General features: G+C 67.2%; 14 protein-coding genes. 7 read left to right on the top strand and 7 right to left on the bottom strand.

The window, feature by feature from the left end; translation table 11 throughout:
• Nucleotides 1-20: 20 nt before the first annotated feature.
• A complete protein-coding gene (locus AC4AMJ_RS01175) occupies nucleotides 21-1,565 on the bottom strand; it encodes an adenylate/guanylate cyclase domain-containing protein (RefSeq protein WP_489897410.1) in 1,545 nt (514 codons plus the stop codon).
• Between the two features lie 25 nt (nucleotides 1,566-1,590).
• Nucleotides 1,591-2,877 carry an adenylosuccinate synthase gene (locus AC4AMJ_RS01170; protein ID WP_489897411.1) on the bottom strand — a complete coding sequence of 429 codons (1,287 nt, stop codon included), beginning with the start codon at nucleotides 2,875-2,877 and terminating at the stop codon, nucleotides 1,591-1,593.
• Between the two features lie 78 nt (nucleotides 2,878-2,955).
• Here AC4AMJ_RS01170 and AC4AMJ_RS01165 point away from each other — a divergent pair, with 78 nt between their 5' ends.
• Both AC4AMJ_RS01165 and AC4AMJ_RS01160 read left to right on the top strand, forming a co-directional pair.
• Nucleotides 2,956-3,612, top strand: coding sequence for a hypothetical protein (locus tag AC4AMJ_RS01165; protein ID WP_489916757.1), 657 nt, complete (start codon nucleotides 2,956-2,958; stop codon nucleotides 3,610-3,612).
• Nucleotides 3,609-4,463, top strand: coding sequence for a site-2 protease family protein (locus AC4AMJ_RS01160; RefSeq protein WP_489916755.1), 855 nt, complete (start codon nucleotides 3,609-3,611; stop codon nucleotides 4,461-4,463). Before AC4AMJ_RS01165 ends, AC4AMJ_RS01160 begins: the two co-directional genes overlap by 4 nt.
• Before the next feature lie 32 nt (nucleotides 4,464-4,495).
• Here the strand turns inward: AC4AMJ_RS01160 and AC4AMJ_RS01155 are convergent, their stop codons facing one another.
• Complete coding sequence (locus AC4AMJ_RS01155) at nucleotides 4,496-5,506, bottom strand: LacI family DNA-binding transcriptional regulator (protein ID WP_489918552.1); 1,011 nt, start codon at nucleotides 5,504-5,506, stop codon at nucleotides 4,496-4,498.
• A gap of 227 nt (nucleotides 5,507-5,733) precedes the next feature.
• Between AC4AMJ_RS01155 and AC4AMJ_RS01150 the strand changes: the two genes are divergently transcribed.
• The 5 genes from AC4AMJ_RS01150 to AC4AMJ_RS01130 are packed head-to-tail and all read left to right on the top strand — an operon-like array spanning nucleotide 5,734 to nucleotide 11,797.
• On the top strand, nucleotides 5,734-7,455 hold the full coding sequence (locus AC4AMJ_RS01150) for a glycoside hydrolase family 13 protein (protein ID WP_489916753.1): 1,722 nt from the start codon (nucleotides 5,734-5,736) through the stop codon (nucleotides 7,453-7,455).
• A 7-nt stretch (nucleotides 7,456-7,462) separates the two neighbouring features.
• Nucleotides 7,463-8,728, top strand: coding sequence for an ABC transporter substrate-binding protein (locus AC4AMJ_RS01145; RefSeq protein ID WP_489918551.1), 1,266 nt, complete (start codon nucleotides 7,463-7,465; stop codon nucleotides 8,726-8,728).
• 9 nt (nucleotides 8,729-8,737) lie between these two features.
• Nucleotides 8,738-9,775 carry a carbohydrate ABC transporter permease gene (locus AC4AMJ_RS01140; protein ID WP_489916751.1) on the top strand — a complete coding sequence of 346 codons (1,038 nt, stop codon included), beginning with the start codon at nucleotides 8,738-8,740 and terminating at the stop codon, nucleotides 9,773-9,775.
• Nucleotides 9,776-9,778: 3 nt separating this feature from the next.
• Nucleotides 9,779-10,663, top strand: a complete 885-nt coding sequence (locus AC4AMJ_RS01135; RefSeq protein ID WP_489916749.1) for a carbohydrate ABC transporter permease — start codon at nucleotides 9,779-9,781, stop codon at nucleotides 10,661-10,663.
• A gap of 51 nt (nucleotides 10,664-10,714) precedes the next feature.
• Nucleotides 10,715-11,797 carry an ABC transporter ATP-binding protein gene (locus AC4AMJ_RS01130; protein WP_489916747.1) on the top strand — a complete coding sequence of 361 codons (1,083 nt, stop codon included), beginning with the start codon at nucleotides 10,715-10,717 and terminating at the stop codon, nucleotides 11,795-11,797.
• 32 nt (nucleotides 11,798-11,829) lie between these two features.
• Here AC4AMJ_RS01130 and AC4AMJ_RS01125 read toward each other — a convergent pair whose 3' ends face one another.
• From AC4AMJ_RS01125 to AC4AMJ_RS01110, 4 genes are all read right to left on the bottom strand, one after another.
• Nucleotides 11,830-12,474 (bottom strand): pyridoxamine 5'-phosphate oxidase family protein, encoded by a 645-nt coding sequence (locus AC4AMJ_RS01125; RefSeq protein ID WP_489916745.1) that lies wholly within the window; start codon nucleotides 12,472-12,474, stop codon nucleotides 11,830-11,832.
• Nucleotides 12,475-12,548: 74 nt separating this feature from the next.
• A complete protein-coding gene (locus tag AC4AMJ_RS01120; protein WP_489916743.1) occupies nucleotides 12,549-13,463 on the bottom strand; it encodes a cation diffusion facilitator family transporter in 915 nt (304 codons plus the stop codon).
• A gap of 68 nt (nucleotides 13,464-13,531) precedes the next feature.
• Entirely contained in the window at nucleotides 13,532-14,635 is a 1,104-nt protein-coding gene (locus tag AC4AMJ_RS01115) for an FUSC family protein (protein WP_489897416.1), read from the bottom strand.
• The gene (locus tag AC4AMJ_RS01110; protein ID WP_489897417.1) at nucleotides 14,632-15,069 is read right to left on the bottom strand and encodes a DUF3151 domain-containing protein; all 438 of its coding nucleotides are present in this window, start codon (nucleotides 15,067-15,069) and stop codon (nucleotides 14,632-14,634) included. The genes AC4AMJ_RS01115 and AC4AMJ_RS01110 overlap by 4 nt, the downstream gene beginning before the upstream one ends.
• Nucleotides 15,070-15,177 lie beyond the last annotated feature (108 nt).

Below are 15,177 nucleotides of genomic sequence, written 5' to 3'. Positions count from 1 at the left end.
CACTCGACCAGCGGGCTGGGCTACTCGACCAGGCGTCGGGCCGCGTAGACCACCGTCTCCTCGGTCCGCCCGCGCAACGTCGTGGCCTCCTGGCGCTCCCACGCGTCGGCCTCACCGCCGGCGGCGTCGATGGCGCGCGCTGAGGCCAGCGGGCGGGTCGGGTCGCGCTTGGCCAGCTCCGACAGCCGCGCGCTCTCGTTGACCGGATCGCCGATCACCGTGTATTCGAAACGTTCGATGGCCCCGACGTTTCCGGCGACCACCGGCCCATAACTCACGCCGATGCCGGCGGAAATGTCGGGCACCTCGGCCCCCAGGCGTGACGAGATCTCGCGCGCGGCGGACAGCGCGGCACCGCCGGCGTCGTCGAGATCGATCGGCGCACCGAAGATGGCCAGCACGGCGTCGCCCTCGAACTTGTTCACCAGGCCCTGTCTCCGCTCGACGGCCGCGACGATCACCGCGAAGAACCGGTTGAGGATCTCGACCACCTCGGTCGGAGAGCGCCCGGCGGCGAGCGTCGTCGAACCGATCACGTCGACGAACACGACGGCAACCGTGCGCTCGACGCCGCCGAGCTCCGGATCACGTTGCAGCGCAGCCGCGGCAACGTCACGGCCGACATGCCGGCCGAAGAGATCCTGCAGCCGCTCACGTTCCCTCAGTCCGGTCACCATGCGGTTGAACCCCACCTGCAGGTCGCCGAGCTCGGTGCCGTCGTACACCACGAGGTCGACGTCGACGTCGCCGTCCTGGACCCGTTTCATCCCCGACCGCACACTCCGGATCGGCCCGGTGACACTGACACTCGACAGCACGGTCAGGATGAGCCCGGTCCCCAGCGCGATCACCGCCAGCACGGTGACACCGATGAACAGGTCGAGTTTGTCGGTGTCGTCCCGGAAGAGCCCGAACAGCACCACGAGCAGGATGCCGCTGATCGGGATCGCGGAACCGACCAGCCACGACACCAGCGACCGCGCCCGGACACCGCTGCGTTTGCGGCGCCCGTACCCCGCGCTGATCACCTCGGCGAGCACCGGCCGCAATGCGAACTCGACGAGCAGATACGAGTTGGCCACCACGACAACGCCACTGAGCGTGATCACGAAGAAGATCTTCGGGATCAGCGCGGGGTCGATGACCCCGTACATGATCGTGAACATCACGGTGGCGACGCCCCACAGAATCCCCTGGATGGCGACCAGACGCCACGGCGCACGTTGGGTACGACGCGCATCCCGCGCGGTCGGCTCCTGACCGCGGATCGCCCAACGCAGGTCCCGGACCACCACCACCGTGCCGAGGCCGATCCCGATGACGAACGCGGTCACCACGTAGACGGGCAGCGCGATGAAGTTCACCCACCACAACCGTGCCTGGAACACCGACGGCTGCGGAATACCCACCGACGTCAACAGGATCGCGATGGCGGCACCGAACAGATTGGCGACGACGATCATCGCGGTCAGCAGCGTCTGGATGCGGATGCGCTGACGGAACGAACTCTCGTCGGCGGAACCGAGCAGGATCGACCCGTAGTCCCTGCTGTCCCGTGTCGCCATTCCCTCCCCCGCCGGACCGTTCCGGCTAGACGATCTCGCGACGCACGATGGTCTGATCTCGTCCCGGCCCGACGCCGACGCACGAGACATGAGCTCCGGCAAGCTCTTCCAGTCGAAGGATGTAGTCCTGAGCGTTCTTCGGGAGATCCTCGAAACGCTTGCACTGCGAGATGTCCTCCCACCAGCCGGGCATCTCCTCGTAGATGGGCTTGGCGTGGTGGAACCCGGTCTGGGTCATCGGCATGTCCTCGACACGTTCGCCGTCGACGTCGTAGGCCACACAGATGGGCACCGTGTCCAGGCTCGAGAGCACGTCGAGTTTGGTGAGGAAGTAGTCGGTGATGCCGTTGACCCGGGTCGCATAGCGCGCGATGACCGCGTCGAACCAGCCGCAGCGCCGCGCCCGGCCGGTGGTGACGCCCACCTCGCCACCGGTCTTGGCCAGGTAGTCGCCCCATTCGTCGAACAGCTCGGTCGGGAACGGCCCCGACCCGACACGGGTGGTGTAGGCCTTGAGGATGCCGAGCACGGTGGTGATCTTGTTGGGCCCGATACCCGCGCCGACAGCGGCGCCACCAGCAGTCGGATTGGACGACGTCACGTACGGATAGGTCCCGTGGTCGACGTCGAGCAGGGTGCCCTGCGAACCCTCCAGCAGCACGGTCTCGCCGCGCTCGAGGGCCTGGTTGAGCAGCAGCCGGGTGTCGGCGATGCGGTGCTTGAATCCCTCGGCCTGGCCCAGCACCTCGTCGACGACCTGCGCCGGATCGAGCGCACGACGGTTGTAGATCTTGACCAGGATCTGGTTCTTGAGCTCGAGGGAGGCCTCGACCTTCTGCGCAAGGATCTTCTCGTCGAGGACGTCGGCGACCCGAACACCCACGCGGGCGATCTTGTCCTGGTAGCACGGACCGATTCCGCGGCCGGTGGTGCCGATCTTCTTGTTGCCGAGGAACCGTTCGGTCACCTTGTCGATCGCCACGTGATACGGCATCAGCAGATGCGCATCCGCCGAAATCAGCAGACCCGACGTGTCGACGTCGCGGTCCTCGAGACCGCCCAGCTCGGTGAGCAGCACACCGGGATCGACGACCACGCCGTTGCCGATGACGTTCTGCACGCCGGGGGTGAGGATGCCGGAGGGGATCAGATGGAGGGCGAATGTCTCGCCGTTCGGGAGGACAACCGTGTGACCTGCATTGTTGCCGCCCTGATAGCGGACCACCCATTGCAGTTTCCCGCCGAGCAGGTCGGTTGCCTTGCCTTTGCCCTCGTCGCCCCACTGGGCCCCGATAAGCACGATCGCGGCCATGGTCGGTTACTCCTTTGAGTTGGCACGCTGAACAACAGGCCAACCCTACTTGTTCATGAGCGTGGATACGCTATCGGTGTGTCGATTGCGCTGATCTCGCAGGCTTCGTCCTCCGACGACAAGAAGGCCATCCGGGCCTCGGTGACCGCAGCCCTGGACGACGCCGGGGTCACTCGGCTGATCGTGGAACCCCGGGTCGCGGAACGGGTGGCACCGACGATCGCCGACGAGTCCGATACCTTTTTCGCCCACGTGCTGGCCGCCCTCATGGTCCTCGAACGCCTCGACATCGAGGTGGCGTTCGTCTCGCCGGAGGCGACCCCTGCCACCAAGCGCTACGGGCTGCCTCACGGTCCGGCCGCGCGTGAACTCGCCGACCACGGCGCCGCGCCGACGACACCGCTCATCCGCGACGACGCCGCGACCGTGGTGGTGGGCCGCGCCCGCCATCTCGGCGCCGACGGCGCGAAACTGCACGGCGAGACCTATGTCGACAACCAGCGGTTGTTCACCGGCGAGGTGCGCTCGGTGCTCATCGAACCGCTTGCACAGGAACCCGGGCTGCGTGCGCAGGTGGAGCGCCTGCTGCTTCCGGGACGCTGGTACCAGGGCCGGGCGGCGCAGACCGGGGGCACCAACATCGTCGTGGAGCGTGAGGGCGTGGTGAATCAGCGCGTGCTGAAGCGGTCGACGTTTTACCGGCATCATGTGGACATGAAACTGGTACGCCCATGACCTTCGGAGCCAACAGCCCGCACCGTCACCCGGCTGCGCCGACGACCCGTGAGATCCTGCGCGCCATCCGGCCCGGGTGGATCTTTCTCGGACTGGTCGTCGCGGCGATCGCCGGCGGCTGGCTGGTCGCCGGATCGGAGCCCGGCCGCAACCTGGAATCGGTCGGCGGCACACTGCTGCTGGTGCTGGCCGGGTGGGTGATCTCGCTGTGCCTGCACGAGTTCGCGCACGCGGTCACGGCATTCAGGTTCGGCGACCGCAACGCCGAGCTGCGCGGCTATCTCACGCTGAATCCGTTGCGCTACACCCACCCCGGGCTCTCGATCGGTTTACCCCTGCTGATCATCCTGTTGGGCGGCATCGGCTTTCCCGGAGGTGCGGTCTACGTGAACCAGCACGGATTCACCCGCGCCCAACGCACGATCGTGTCGCTGGCCGGCCCGGTGACCAACGCTGTGCTCGGTGCGATCCTCCTGGTGGTCGTCCGGTTCGCCTCGCCGGATGCTTTCGGCACGTACGGTTTCGGTGGCGTCCTCTACGTCGACCGCGGCTTCAATCTGTGGGCGGCGCTGTCGATGCTGGCGTTCCTGCAGATCACCGCGGCGGTGCTGAACATCCTGCCGGTCCCCGGTTTCGACGGGTACGGAGCGATCGAGCCGTATCTGTCGGACCAGACGCGTGCGTCGGTGAGCAAGATCGCGCCGTACGGCTTCCTCATCGTGTTCGCGCTGCTGTTCATCCCGTTCCTCAACCGCGCCTTCTTCGACCTCATCTACTGGCTGTTCGGCCTGTCCGGGGTGCCCAGCGCGCTGGCCTCCTACGGCTGGAATCTGTTCGTGTTCTGGCGGTAGAGCCGCGGCGCCGGCGTTCGAGGCACGCAGAGTCACTCGAGTCGTCGCGTGCTGTGCCGGATCACCAGTCGCGTGGGGAGCACCACCGACTCCGGTTCTTCTCCGCGCAGCGTCGCCAAGATGATCTCCGCTGCGGCCGTTCCCATCTCGTGCACCGGCTGACGGACCGTGGTGAGGTCCATCAGCTCGGCCATCGGATGATCGTCGACAGAGACGACCGACATCTCCGCCGGCACGGACAGTCCGGCGCGCCGCAACGTGCGCAGGGCGCCGATGGCCACCTCGTCGGAGAAACAGAACACCGCGGTCGGCGGGTCGGGCCGGCTCAGCAGCATCTCCATCGCCGACGCACCGCCCTCGATACCCCAGGGCACTTTGATCACCAGGTCGTCGTCGGGAATGACGCCATGCGCGGACAGCGCCGCGCGGTATCCGTCGAGACGCGCGATGTCGGCCGCCCACACCCGGCCCTCGGGATCGGAAGTCCGAATCATCGCGATGCGCCGATGACCGGCGCGCAGGAGGTGCTCGACGGCCATCGTCGCGGCCACCTGATCGTCGATGCGGACACCCGGAAAGCCCTCGACCTCTTCCTCCACCATGACCACCGGCATTCCCATCGACTCCAGCCGCGTGCGGGCACGCTCGTCGAGCGGAAAGCTCGCGACGACCAGCGCATCCACCTTGCGTCGCAACGGCAGTCGCTCGAAGAAGTCGAAGCGTTCCCGGGTTGTCGGTAGGCAACACAGCTGGACGTCGAGACCTTCGGCACGAAGCCGGCTCTCGATACCCGCGACGACCGACGAGTAGAACCAGATATCGATCTGCGGTACGAGCACACCTACCCGTCCGGTCGCGCCACCGCTGAGCGACGACGCGGCGGGCGAGACCACGTAGGACATCGCCTCGGCCTCGGCGAGCACCCGTTGGCGCATCGCCTCGGACACGCCCGCCTGACCACGCAACGCGCGCGAGACCGTCGAGATCGACACACCGAGCCGCTGCGCCACGTCGTGCATGTTCACCTGTTGCCTGGGAATCACGTCACTCACCTTAGGTCACCTTTGACGCAAATACTTGCGCAAATGCGGTCAACGTCACTTCAACTGCGAGCAGAGAACTAGCGATCACCAGATACTTCGCAGTTAAAACACATAAATTCACCCTTCGTCTTGACATCATCTGTGATTGCCGCCACAGTTGTCGCACGAAAACGTTTGCGGTTCTCGCAACATCTCAGGATCCCGGCCCAGCACCCAGGAGCAGCTCCATGACAACTCGTCCCGTACCAACCGCATCCGCACACGGCATCGAGCTCAACGACCACGACTGGTGGCGGTCCGCGGTGGTCTACCAGGTCTATATCCGCAGCTTCTCCGACGGAAACGGGGACGGTGTCGGCGATCTGACCGGCCTGCGCAGCAAACTCGGCCACCTACACGAGCTCGGCGTCGACGCGATCTGGATCAACCCCTGGTACCGCTCACCGATGATCGACGCCGGCTACGATGTCGCCGACTTTCGGCAGATCGACCCGTCATTCGGCGACCTCGCCGAGGCCGAGCAGCTCATCGACGAGGCACACCGCGCCGGAATCCGGGTGATCGCCGACATCGTCCCCAACCATGTGTCCGCAGATCACGCGTGGTTCCACGCCGCGCTGCGCGACGAGCCCGGAGCACGCGACAAGTTCATCTTCCGACCGGGCCGCGGCGCCGACGGCGAACAGCCTCCCAATGACTGGCTCAGCGCTTTCGGCGGCCCGGCGTGGTCGCGGGTCGACGACGGCAGCTGGTATCTGCACCTGTTCGCCCCGGCACAGCCCGATCTGAACTGGGAGCACCCGTCGGTCCGAGCCGAATTCGACGACATCCTGCGGTTCTGGTTCTCCCGCGGCCTCGACGGGTTCCGCATCGACGTCGCCCACGGGCTGGTCAAGAACCCCGCACTCCCCGACGCCGGTGCGATCACACCGGGCACCCAGCACACCAAACCGCATCCGGCGTGGGATCAGGAGGGCGTCCACGACATCTACCGCCGGTGGCGGTCGGTGGCCGACGAGTTCGATCCGCCTCGGGTGTTCGTCGCCGAGGCGTGGGTGCCCGACAACGAGCGCCTCGCGCGCTACCTGCGCCCCGACGAGCTGCACACCGCCTTCCAGTTCGACTTCCTGCGCGCCCCGTGGCGTGCTGCCCAGCTGCGGGCGGTGATCGACGACTCCCTCGACCAGGCCCGGGCCGTCGGGGCACCGTCGACCTGGGTGTTGGCAAACCACGACGTGGTGCGCCCGGTGACCCGCTACGCACGCTCGCAGCCGGATCATCTGATCGAGTCGGAGTGGGACCGGGCCCGATGGGCCGCCGAGGAGCCCGATCTCGAGCTGGGTCGACGGCGCGCCCGGGGCGCGGCGCTGTTGCAACTCGCGCTACCCGGCACCGCCTACCTCTATCAGGGTGACGAACTGCTGCTGGCCGAGCACGAGCAGATTCCGCACGACCGCCGTCAGGACCCGACGTGGGTGCAGTCCGGCTACACCGACGTGGGCCGCGACGGATGCCGCGTGCCCATCCCCTTCTCCGGCGACGCACCGCCCTACGGTTTCTCGCCGCACGAGGCCGTCGATCCGTGGTTGCCGCAGCCGCAGGACTGGTCGGAGCTGACCGTCGCCGCCGCGGAAGCCGACCCGAACTCCGCGCTGTGGATGTATCGCGAAGCCCTGACACTGCGGCGCAACGTCTTCCGCGGCGTGGACGACGGTTGCGTGGAGGACAGTTGCGCCGAGGGCGGTTTCGTGGAGGAGATCGAGTGGCTCGACGACGCCGACGGCGTGCTCGCCTTCCGTCGCGGCCGGGTGCAGGTCTGGGTCAACACCGGACCGCACGAGATCGTGCTGCCCGCGGGCACCCGGATGCTGATCGCGTCGCACCCGACGGCCACCGGCGAGATCCTCCCGCCCGATACCACCGTGTGGCTGGTCGAGGAGGACGTCTGACATGCGCATCCGACGCATCGCCGCCGCGCTGCTGACAACAGTCGGGCTCACCGCCGCCGTCGCCGGTTGCGCGGACGACAGTCTGCAGGTCGCTTCCGACTCCCAGCACGAGCATCTCGACGGCCGCGGACCGATCACCTTCGTCCAGGGCAAGGACAACTCGGGGGTGCTCCCGCCTCTGGTGGCCCGCTGGAATGCCTCGCACCCGGGCGAAAGGGTCACCATCAAGGAGCAGACCGACCAGGCCGATCAGCAGCACCAGGATCTGGTCCAGCACTTCCAGGCCCGCGACACCGGCTACGACGTCGTGACCGTGGACGTCGTCTGGACGGCCGAGTTCGCCGCGCGTGGATGGCTGCAACAGCTGGCCGGTCCGATGGCGGTGGACACCTCGGGACTCATCCCGGCGACCGTGCGTGGCGCGTCCTACGGCGGACAGCTGTGGGCCATGCCGACCACCAGCGACGGTGGCATGTTGTTTTATCGCAAGGATCTCGTGCCCGCCCCGCCGGCCACCTGGTCGGCGATGATGAACGACTGCAGCATCGCCCGTGAGCACCACATCGGTTGCTATGCAGGCCAGTTCGCGCAGTACGAAGGGCTGGCGGTGAACGCCGCGGAGGCGATCAACAGCGCAGACGGATCCATCGTCGCCGACGACGGCATCACCCCCACCATCGACTCACCCAAGGCCAAGGCCGGACTGCAGGCGCTGGCCGCGGCCTTCGCCGACGGGAACATACCCCGCGCAGCACTGACCTTCCAGGAAGAGCAGGCCCGCCAGGCGTTCCAGACCGGGCAGCTGCTGTTCATGCGGAACTGGCCGTATGTGTACAGCCTGATGAGCGCCGAGGGCTCCGAGGTGGCCGGCAAGTTCGGTATCGCCCCCTTGCCCGGCCACGACGGCATCGGCAACTCGTCGCTCGGCGGGCACAACGCGGCCATCAACGTGTTCTCCCAGCACAAGGCGACGGCGCGAGACTTTCTGGAGTTCCTGGCGTCTGGGGAGCAGCAGCGCTCGTTCCTGGAAGTGGGTTCCTTGGCCCCGGTCCGCGCATCCCTCTACGACGATCCCGCGTTGCAGAGCGAATTCCCTTATCTCGAAACACTTCTCACCTCGATCCAGAATGCCGTGCCACGTCCGGTGAGTCCCTACTATCCGGCCATCACCCGCGCGGTGCAGAGCAACGTCTACTCGCTGCTGCAGGGCACCAAGGACGTCGACACCGCCGCCCGCGACATCAGTGCCTCGATCGGCGCATCCCAGTCCTAGGAGTATCCGATGACCACTCGAATCGAATCACCTCCCCGTCTATCCGACGAACCGACCCCACCGAACGTCAGCGGCGACACCGCGCCCGAAACTCCCGGACGGCGCCGACGCAAGCGCAGTCTCGCGGTTCCCGCACTCATCGCCCCGACCGTGGTCCTGCTCGCCATCGTCATCGGCTATCCGGTCATCAGCGCGATCGTCATGTCGTTCCGCGGCGACCCGACGATCGACACCGCGATCGGCCGGTTCGTCGGCCAGGGATGGGTTGGGTTCGCCAACTACAAACACTGGTTTCTGCAGCAGTGCACCGACGCCTCCGGCCAGACGGTCTCCTGCCCGGAAGGCACACTCGGATCACTGTTCTGGGTGTCGGTGTTCGTCACGCTGTTCTTCGCCGTGGTGACCGTGTCGCTGGAGGTGGGGCTGGGACTCTGGTTCGCCAACATCATGCACCGCACGATGCGGGGCCGAGCGCTCATCCGCACCAGCGTGCTGGTCGCGTGGGCGATCCCGACCGCGGTCAGCGCCAAGCTGTGGGCCTACATCTTCGCTTACGACGGGATCGCCAACCGGCTGCTCGGCACCCACATCATGTGGACCAGTGAGGTGTGGCCGTCACGATTCGCCGTGGTCATCGCCGATGTCTGGAAGACCACGCCCTTCGTCGCGTTGTTGATCCTCGCCGGTCTGCAGATGATCCCGCAGCAGACCTACGAGGCCGCACGTGTCGACGGAGCGTCGCGGTGGCAGCAGTTCCGCTACATCACCTTCCCGCTGATCAAACCCGCGATCGTGGTGGCGGTGCTGTTCCGCGCCCTGGACGCGCTGCGGATGTATGACCTGCCGGCCATCATGACCGGCGGCGGAGACGGCTCCACCACCACCCTGTCCATCCTGGTCGTCGATCAGATGCGCCAAGGCTTCAACAGCGCATCCGCGTTGTCCACCATCACCTTCGGACTCGTCTTCCTCATCGCCTGGCTGCTGGTGAAGACGCTCAGTATCAACGTCGTCGCAACCCAGAACGCGCAACGAAAGGGGGCCTGAGGAATGGCCACGCTCACCGTCAGCCCGGTCGCCACCGGCCGCGCCGCTCGTAAACGTCACACCGAACGATTCGCCTCGCTCCGCAACAACCTCGGGCTCGCCCTGGTCATCGTCTGGGGTCTCGCCCCCGTGTACTGGATGGTGGTCAGCGCATTTCGCGATCCCGCCTACATCTTCGACACCACCCCGTGGCCCACCCACGTCACCTTCTCGAACTTCACCGGGGTGTTCTCCACCGCGAGCGGAAATCACTTCGCGCGCGCCATGATCAACAGCGTCATCATCGGCGCGGCCACCACCGTGATCGCGTTGATCGCCGGGGTGTTCACCGCCTATGCGTTGGCGCGCATGGACTTCCGCGGCAAGAACGTGGTGATGGGCGCCATCCTCGCGGCGTCGATGTTCCCCGGAGTCGCACTGCTCACCCCGCTGTTCCAGCTGTTCACCAACGTCGGCTGGTACGGCACCTACCCCGCACTGATCATCCCCGACATCTCTTTCGTGTTGCCGTTGACGATCTACACCCTCACCACGTTCTTCCGCGAACTGCCCTGGGAGCTCGAGGAAGCGGCCCGTCTCGACGGCGCATCCCGGCTGCGCGCGTTTCGAACGGTGTTGCTGCCCTTGGCCGCACCGGGCATGGTGACCACGGCGATCCTAGCCTTCATCGCGGCCTGGAATGAGTATCTGATCGCCAGCCAGCTCGCCGACGAGAAGACCCAACCGGCCACCGTCGCGATCGCCTCGTTCGCCGGATCGCAACCACACGAGGACCCGTTCGGTTCGATCATGGCGGCCGGCACCATCGTCACCGTCCCATTGATCCTGATGGTCCTTCTGCTCCAACGCCGCATCGTCGCCGGGCTCACCGCCGGTGGCGTCAAGTAGACACCTCCACAACATCTTCCGATACCACCCGCTCCCAGAAAGGTGCACGCCATGGCCTCCATCACCTTCGACAAGGTCACCAAACTCTTCCCCGGCACCGACAAGCCCGCCGTCCACACCCTCGACCTGCACATCGAGGACGGGGAATTCCTCGTCCTGGTCGGGCCGTCCGGGTGCGGCAAGTCCACGTCGCTGCGCATGCTCGCCGGTCTCGAGGACGTCGACGACGGCCGCATCCTCATCGGCGACGACGACGTCACCGACGTCGATCCCAAGGACCGCGACATCGCGATGGTGTTCCAGAATTACGCGCTCTACCCCCACATGAGTGTCGCCGAGAACATGGGTTTCGCTTTGAAACTCGCCGGGGTGCCCAAGTCCGACATCGCCGACCGGGTGACCGAGGCGGCCCGCATCCTCGACCTCAACGACTACTTGGACCGCAAGCCGAAGGCGCTGTCGGGCGGCCAGCGTCAGCGTGTCGCCATGGGCCGCGCGATCGTCCGCTCGCCGCGGGTGTTCCTGATGGACGAGCCCCTGTCGAATCTCGATGCGAAGCTGCGCGTGGCCACCCGCACCCAGATCGCCTCATTGCAAGCGCGTCTGGGCACCACCACCGTGTACGTGACCCATGACCAGGTGGAGGCGATGACCATGGGTGACCGTGTCGCGGTGCTCAGGGCAGGTGTGCTGCAACAGTGCGCGGCACCACGGGAACTCTACGACGCTCCGGCCAACCGGTTCGTCGCCGGCTTCATGGGATCCCCGGCGATGAATCTGGTGGCCGTACCGGTTGTCGATGGTGGCGTCAGCCTCGCCGGGCTGGTGGTGCCCGCCACGCGCGATGCGGTCGGCGCGCGCGACACCGTGGTGGTCGGGATCCGTCCCGAGCACATCGAGGTCCGTCCGCTCGACTCTGCCGAGGGGATCGAGGCCACCGTCGACGTCATCGAGGAACTCGGCTCCGAGGCGCACGTGTTCGCGCACGTCCTCGGACCCGATGGCGCTCGCATCGACGTCGTCGCCCGTGCGGACGTTTCCGCCCCGCCCCGCAAGGGCGACCGTGTCCGGCTGCTGCCGGATGCGTCGCGAGCCCATCTGTTCGAAGACTCTGAGTCAGGGGTGCGGCTGTAGATCGGCTGCGACCGGAATCCGGACCGGACCCTTCACCGGCGGGAGCCGTGTTCCTTGTGCCGGTAGAGGCCGGCCACCGATTCTGGAAGGTCACCCGCCGTCGCGGCGACCGGCTCGCCATACGTGACGGTCATCGGGATGTGCCCGGTCCAACCCGACGCCTCGGCCGATCCCGGCCCACCCGAGCGCGCCTTGGCCAGCCACTGTCCGTCGACGATGGGCAGCGCGAGAATCGTCGTCGAGGACAGTTCTTTGCGGGTGTGGTCACGCACCTCGGCGCTGCGGCCCGGCAGGATCGCGTCGGAGAAGATGTCGAGGGCGCGTGCGGCGTCGTCCGGGTCGATCCGATGCAGCGTTCCGCGGACCACCGCCGATCGGTAGTTCACCGAGTGGTCGAAGAGAATGTCGGCGACGACGAGGCCGTCCACGAGGAACGCGGTGAAGGTCACGGGCGCTCCCGCAGCGACGTGACGCAACGCGCCCGCGCCGGACGATCCGTGGATCAGCAACCGATCCCGGTCCCGCGCGGCGAGCATCGGCACCGACCACGGCAGACCGTCGTCGGTGACCGTGGCCAGCACCCCGACCCGCGCCTCGTCGAGGACCTCGTCGAGCAGTGCGCGGTCACCGCCGCGGTCGGGTTTGCGGGTCAGCGTGGAGAGCGCGTCATCGGACATGGCAGACAGCATGGCGGGTCCGCCGGTCGATTGTCAGCAGGTTTTCGGCCGGCGGATCACGCCGGTTCGCCGGGTCACCACTGCAGCTCGTCGCGGCAGCGTCGCTGGACCTCCTGCGGGTCGACCTGAATGGTGGCGTGTTCGAGGCCGTGGCGGGCCATCACCGCCTGCGCGGCGGTCAGCACGTCGCTGTTGGAACCGTCGCTGTCGAGGTGCACCGTGGCCACGTCCATCCCGGTGGTGAGCGACCAGACATGGAGATCGTGGACGTCGTCGACGGCGGGGATCGCGGCGAGCTCCTTGCGTAGGGCGTCGACGTCGACGTGGGCGGGTGCCTGCTGATTGAGGATGCGCATCGCGTCCAGTGCCAGCCGCACTGCGCGCGGCACCACCCAGATCGCGATGAGCACCGCGACCACGACGTCGGCGTATCCCCACCCGGTGGTCAGCGCGATGACACCGGCGATCAGGACGCCGACGCTGCCGACGGCGTCGGCCAGTACCTCGAGATAGGCACCGCGGACCGCGATCGACTCCTGCGAATCGGCTCGTAGCAGCAGCATCATCGCGACGTTCACGGCCAGGCCGATCAGCGCGACCACGATCAGGGTGAGGCCGGGCACTTCCGGATGTGTGCCGAGTCGCCGGATTGCCTCGTACAGGACGAACGCAGCGACGCCGATCAGCAGCACGGCGTTGGCGACCGCGGTGAACACCTCGGCGCGATGCCAGCCGAAACTGCGGTCGTCGGTGCTCGATCCGTGCTTGGCCAGCAGCAACGCGACCAGGCCCATCATCAGGGCGACGACGTCGGTGAGCATGTGTCCGGCGTCGGCGATCAAGGCCAGAGAGTTGACGACGAGGCCCGTGGTCAGCTCGACGACGAAGTAGGCACCGATGATCGCGACGGCGACAGCCATCGGCCAGATCCGGCGCTTCGACACCGAGCCGGCCGGCTCGGCATGCGTGTGTGAATGTGAGTGACCCATCGTGGGGCCAATATATGCAGACTTTCGCATATATGACAAGGGCCGTTCGGCCCAGCGGAACGGCGGGCTCAGCGCAGTGTTGCGGCCGCCGACGACCGGCGCAGACCGGCAACCATCAGCATGTCGATGAGCAGTGATCGCAGCTCGGCCATGACCGCGGTTTCCGACAGTGAGCTGTCCTCGACCAGTTCCGCCTTGGCCTTCCGTGCGATGGTGCGAAGCACGCGCGCGGCGTCGGCGGGGTCGGGCTCCTCGCCCGGTTTCGCGATCATCATCGCGCGGAGCACCTCGAACGCCTCACCGACGTCGGCGATGATCTCGATCATCTCGGGGTTCAGAGGCTCGCCGCGTTGGGTCATCCCCAGCGCGCGTCGTGCGATGACCCGGAAGTTGCGGACTGCGTTGTCGATGGGATCAGCGGTCGCCGAGATCCGTTGGAGTCGCTCACGCGAATTCCAGTAGAGCGGCGAGATGTTGCTGACCTCCCGGCCTCCGCGCATGTCGGCGCGCATCGTGTTGATCGCCTCCTGCGTACCGCGCGCGACCTCGAGAGCGGCGAACACCTCGGGTTCGTTCATGTCACGCAATCCGCCGGCGAGGCGTCGGGCGGCGTCACGCATGGTGGCCAGTACCCCGGCGGCGTCTCGTCGGGCCCGGTGCGCGGGGTTCACCGGGATCAGTGCGCCGATGACGATGCCGATCACCCCGCCGATCAGGGCGTCGATCGCCCGATGGAAGCCACCGACCCCACCGGGCGGCAGCAGGGTGGCCACCAGCGCCGCCGACGACGCCGCCTGCATCGGGATGAGTGGACCGTCGTCGAGGAACACCGCGACCGCCATCGCCAGCGCGACCACCACGATGATCTGCCACGCTCCGGAACCGATCACGGAGATGAGTAGATCGCCGACGAGGATGCCGATCGTGACGCCTGCGACCAGTTCGACCGTCCGGCGCCACCGCTTGCCCAGCGACAACCCCAGGGAGATGACCGCCGCGATGGGGGCGAAGAACGGCTGCGGATGGCCGAAGACGTGGACCGCCACCCACCAGGCGACGCCGGCGGCGAGCGAACACTGTGCGATCGGGACCAGAGACAGCCACAGTCGACGAACGCGTCGCCGCACGGGTGCCGGCAACGCGTTCAGGCGCGTGCGCAGCCAGTCGGTCAAGCCAATCCGAGGTGCTGCGCGGCGGTGGGATCGCTGTCGTTGAGAAGGTCCAGGCAGCGCAGGTATTCGTCCTCTTCGCCGACCGCCTGGGCGGCCCGGGCCAGCGCCCCGACGCACCGCAGGAAGCCCTGGTTGGGTTCGTGGCTCCACGGCACCGGCCCGAAGCCCTTCCATCCATGACGACGGAGCTGGTCGAGTCCACGGTGATAGCCGGTGCGGGCGTAGCCGTAGGCCTCGATCACCTTCCGGACGTCGGCGCCGCCGTCAGAGGCGTCGAGCGCGGCGTCGGCCAGATATGCCCAGGCGATCGACGCGGTGGGGTGCGCCGCCGCGGTCTGCGCCGGATCGGCGCCGTTGAGCAGGTCCGATTCGGCCTCGTCGTCGCCGGTGAGCAGCACCGGCTGCGGGCCCAGGAGGTCTCCGAAGGAAGTCATCGTCCTATTGAATCACCCTGGCGCCGGTCGGGTCTTCGACCAGCCCCGACCCCGCTGTACGCCGGCCCGGTCGGCGGGCCGTGGTTCGACTCGGTCACTTCGGCGCCC

It is taken from the genome of Gordonia sp. LMA484, from assembly GCF_058129505.1.
This window is presented reverse-complemented; position numbering and strand designations above follow the sequence as displayed.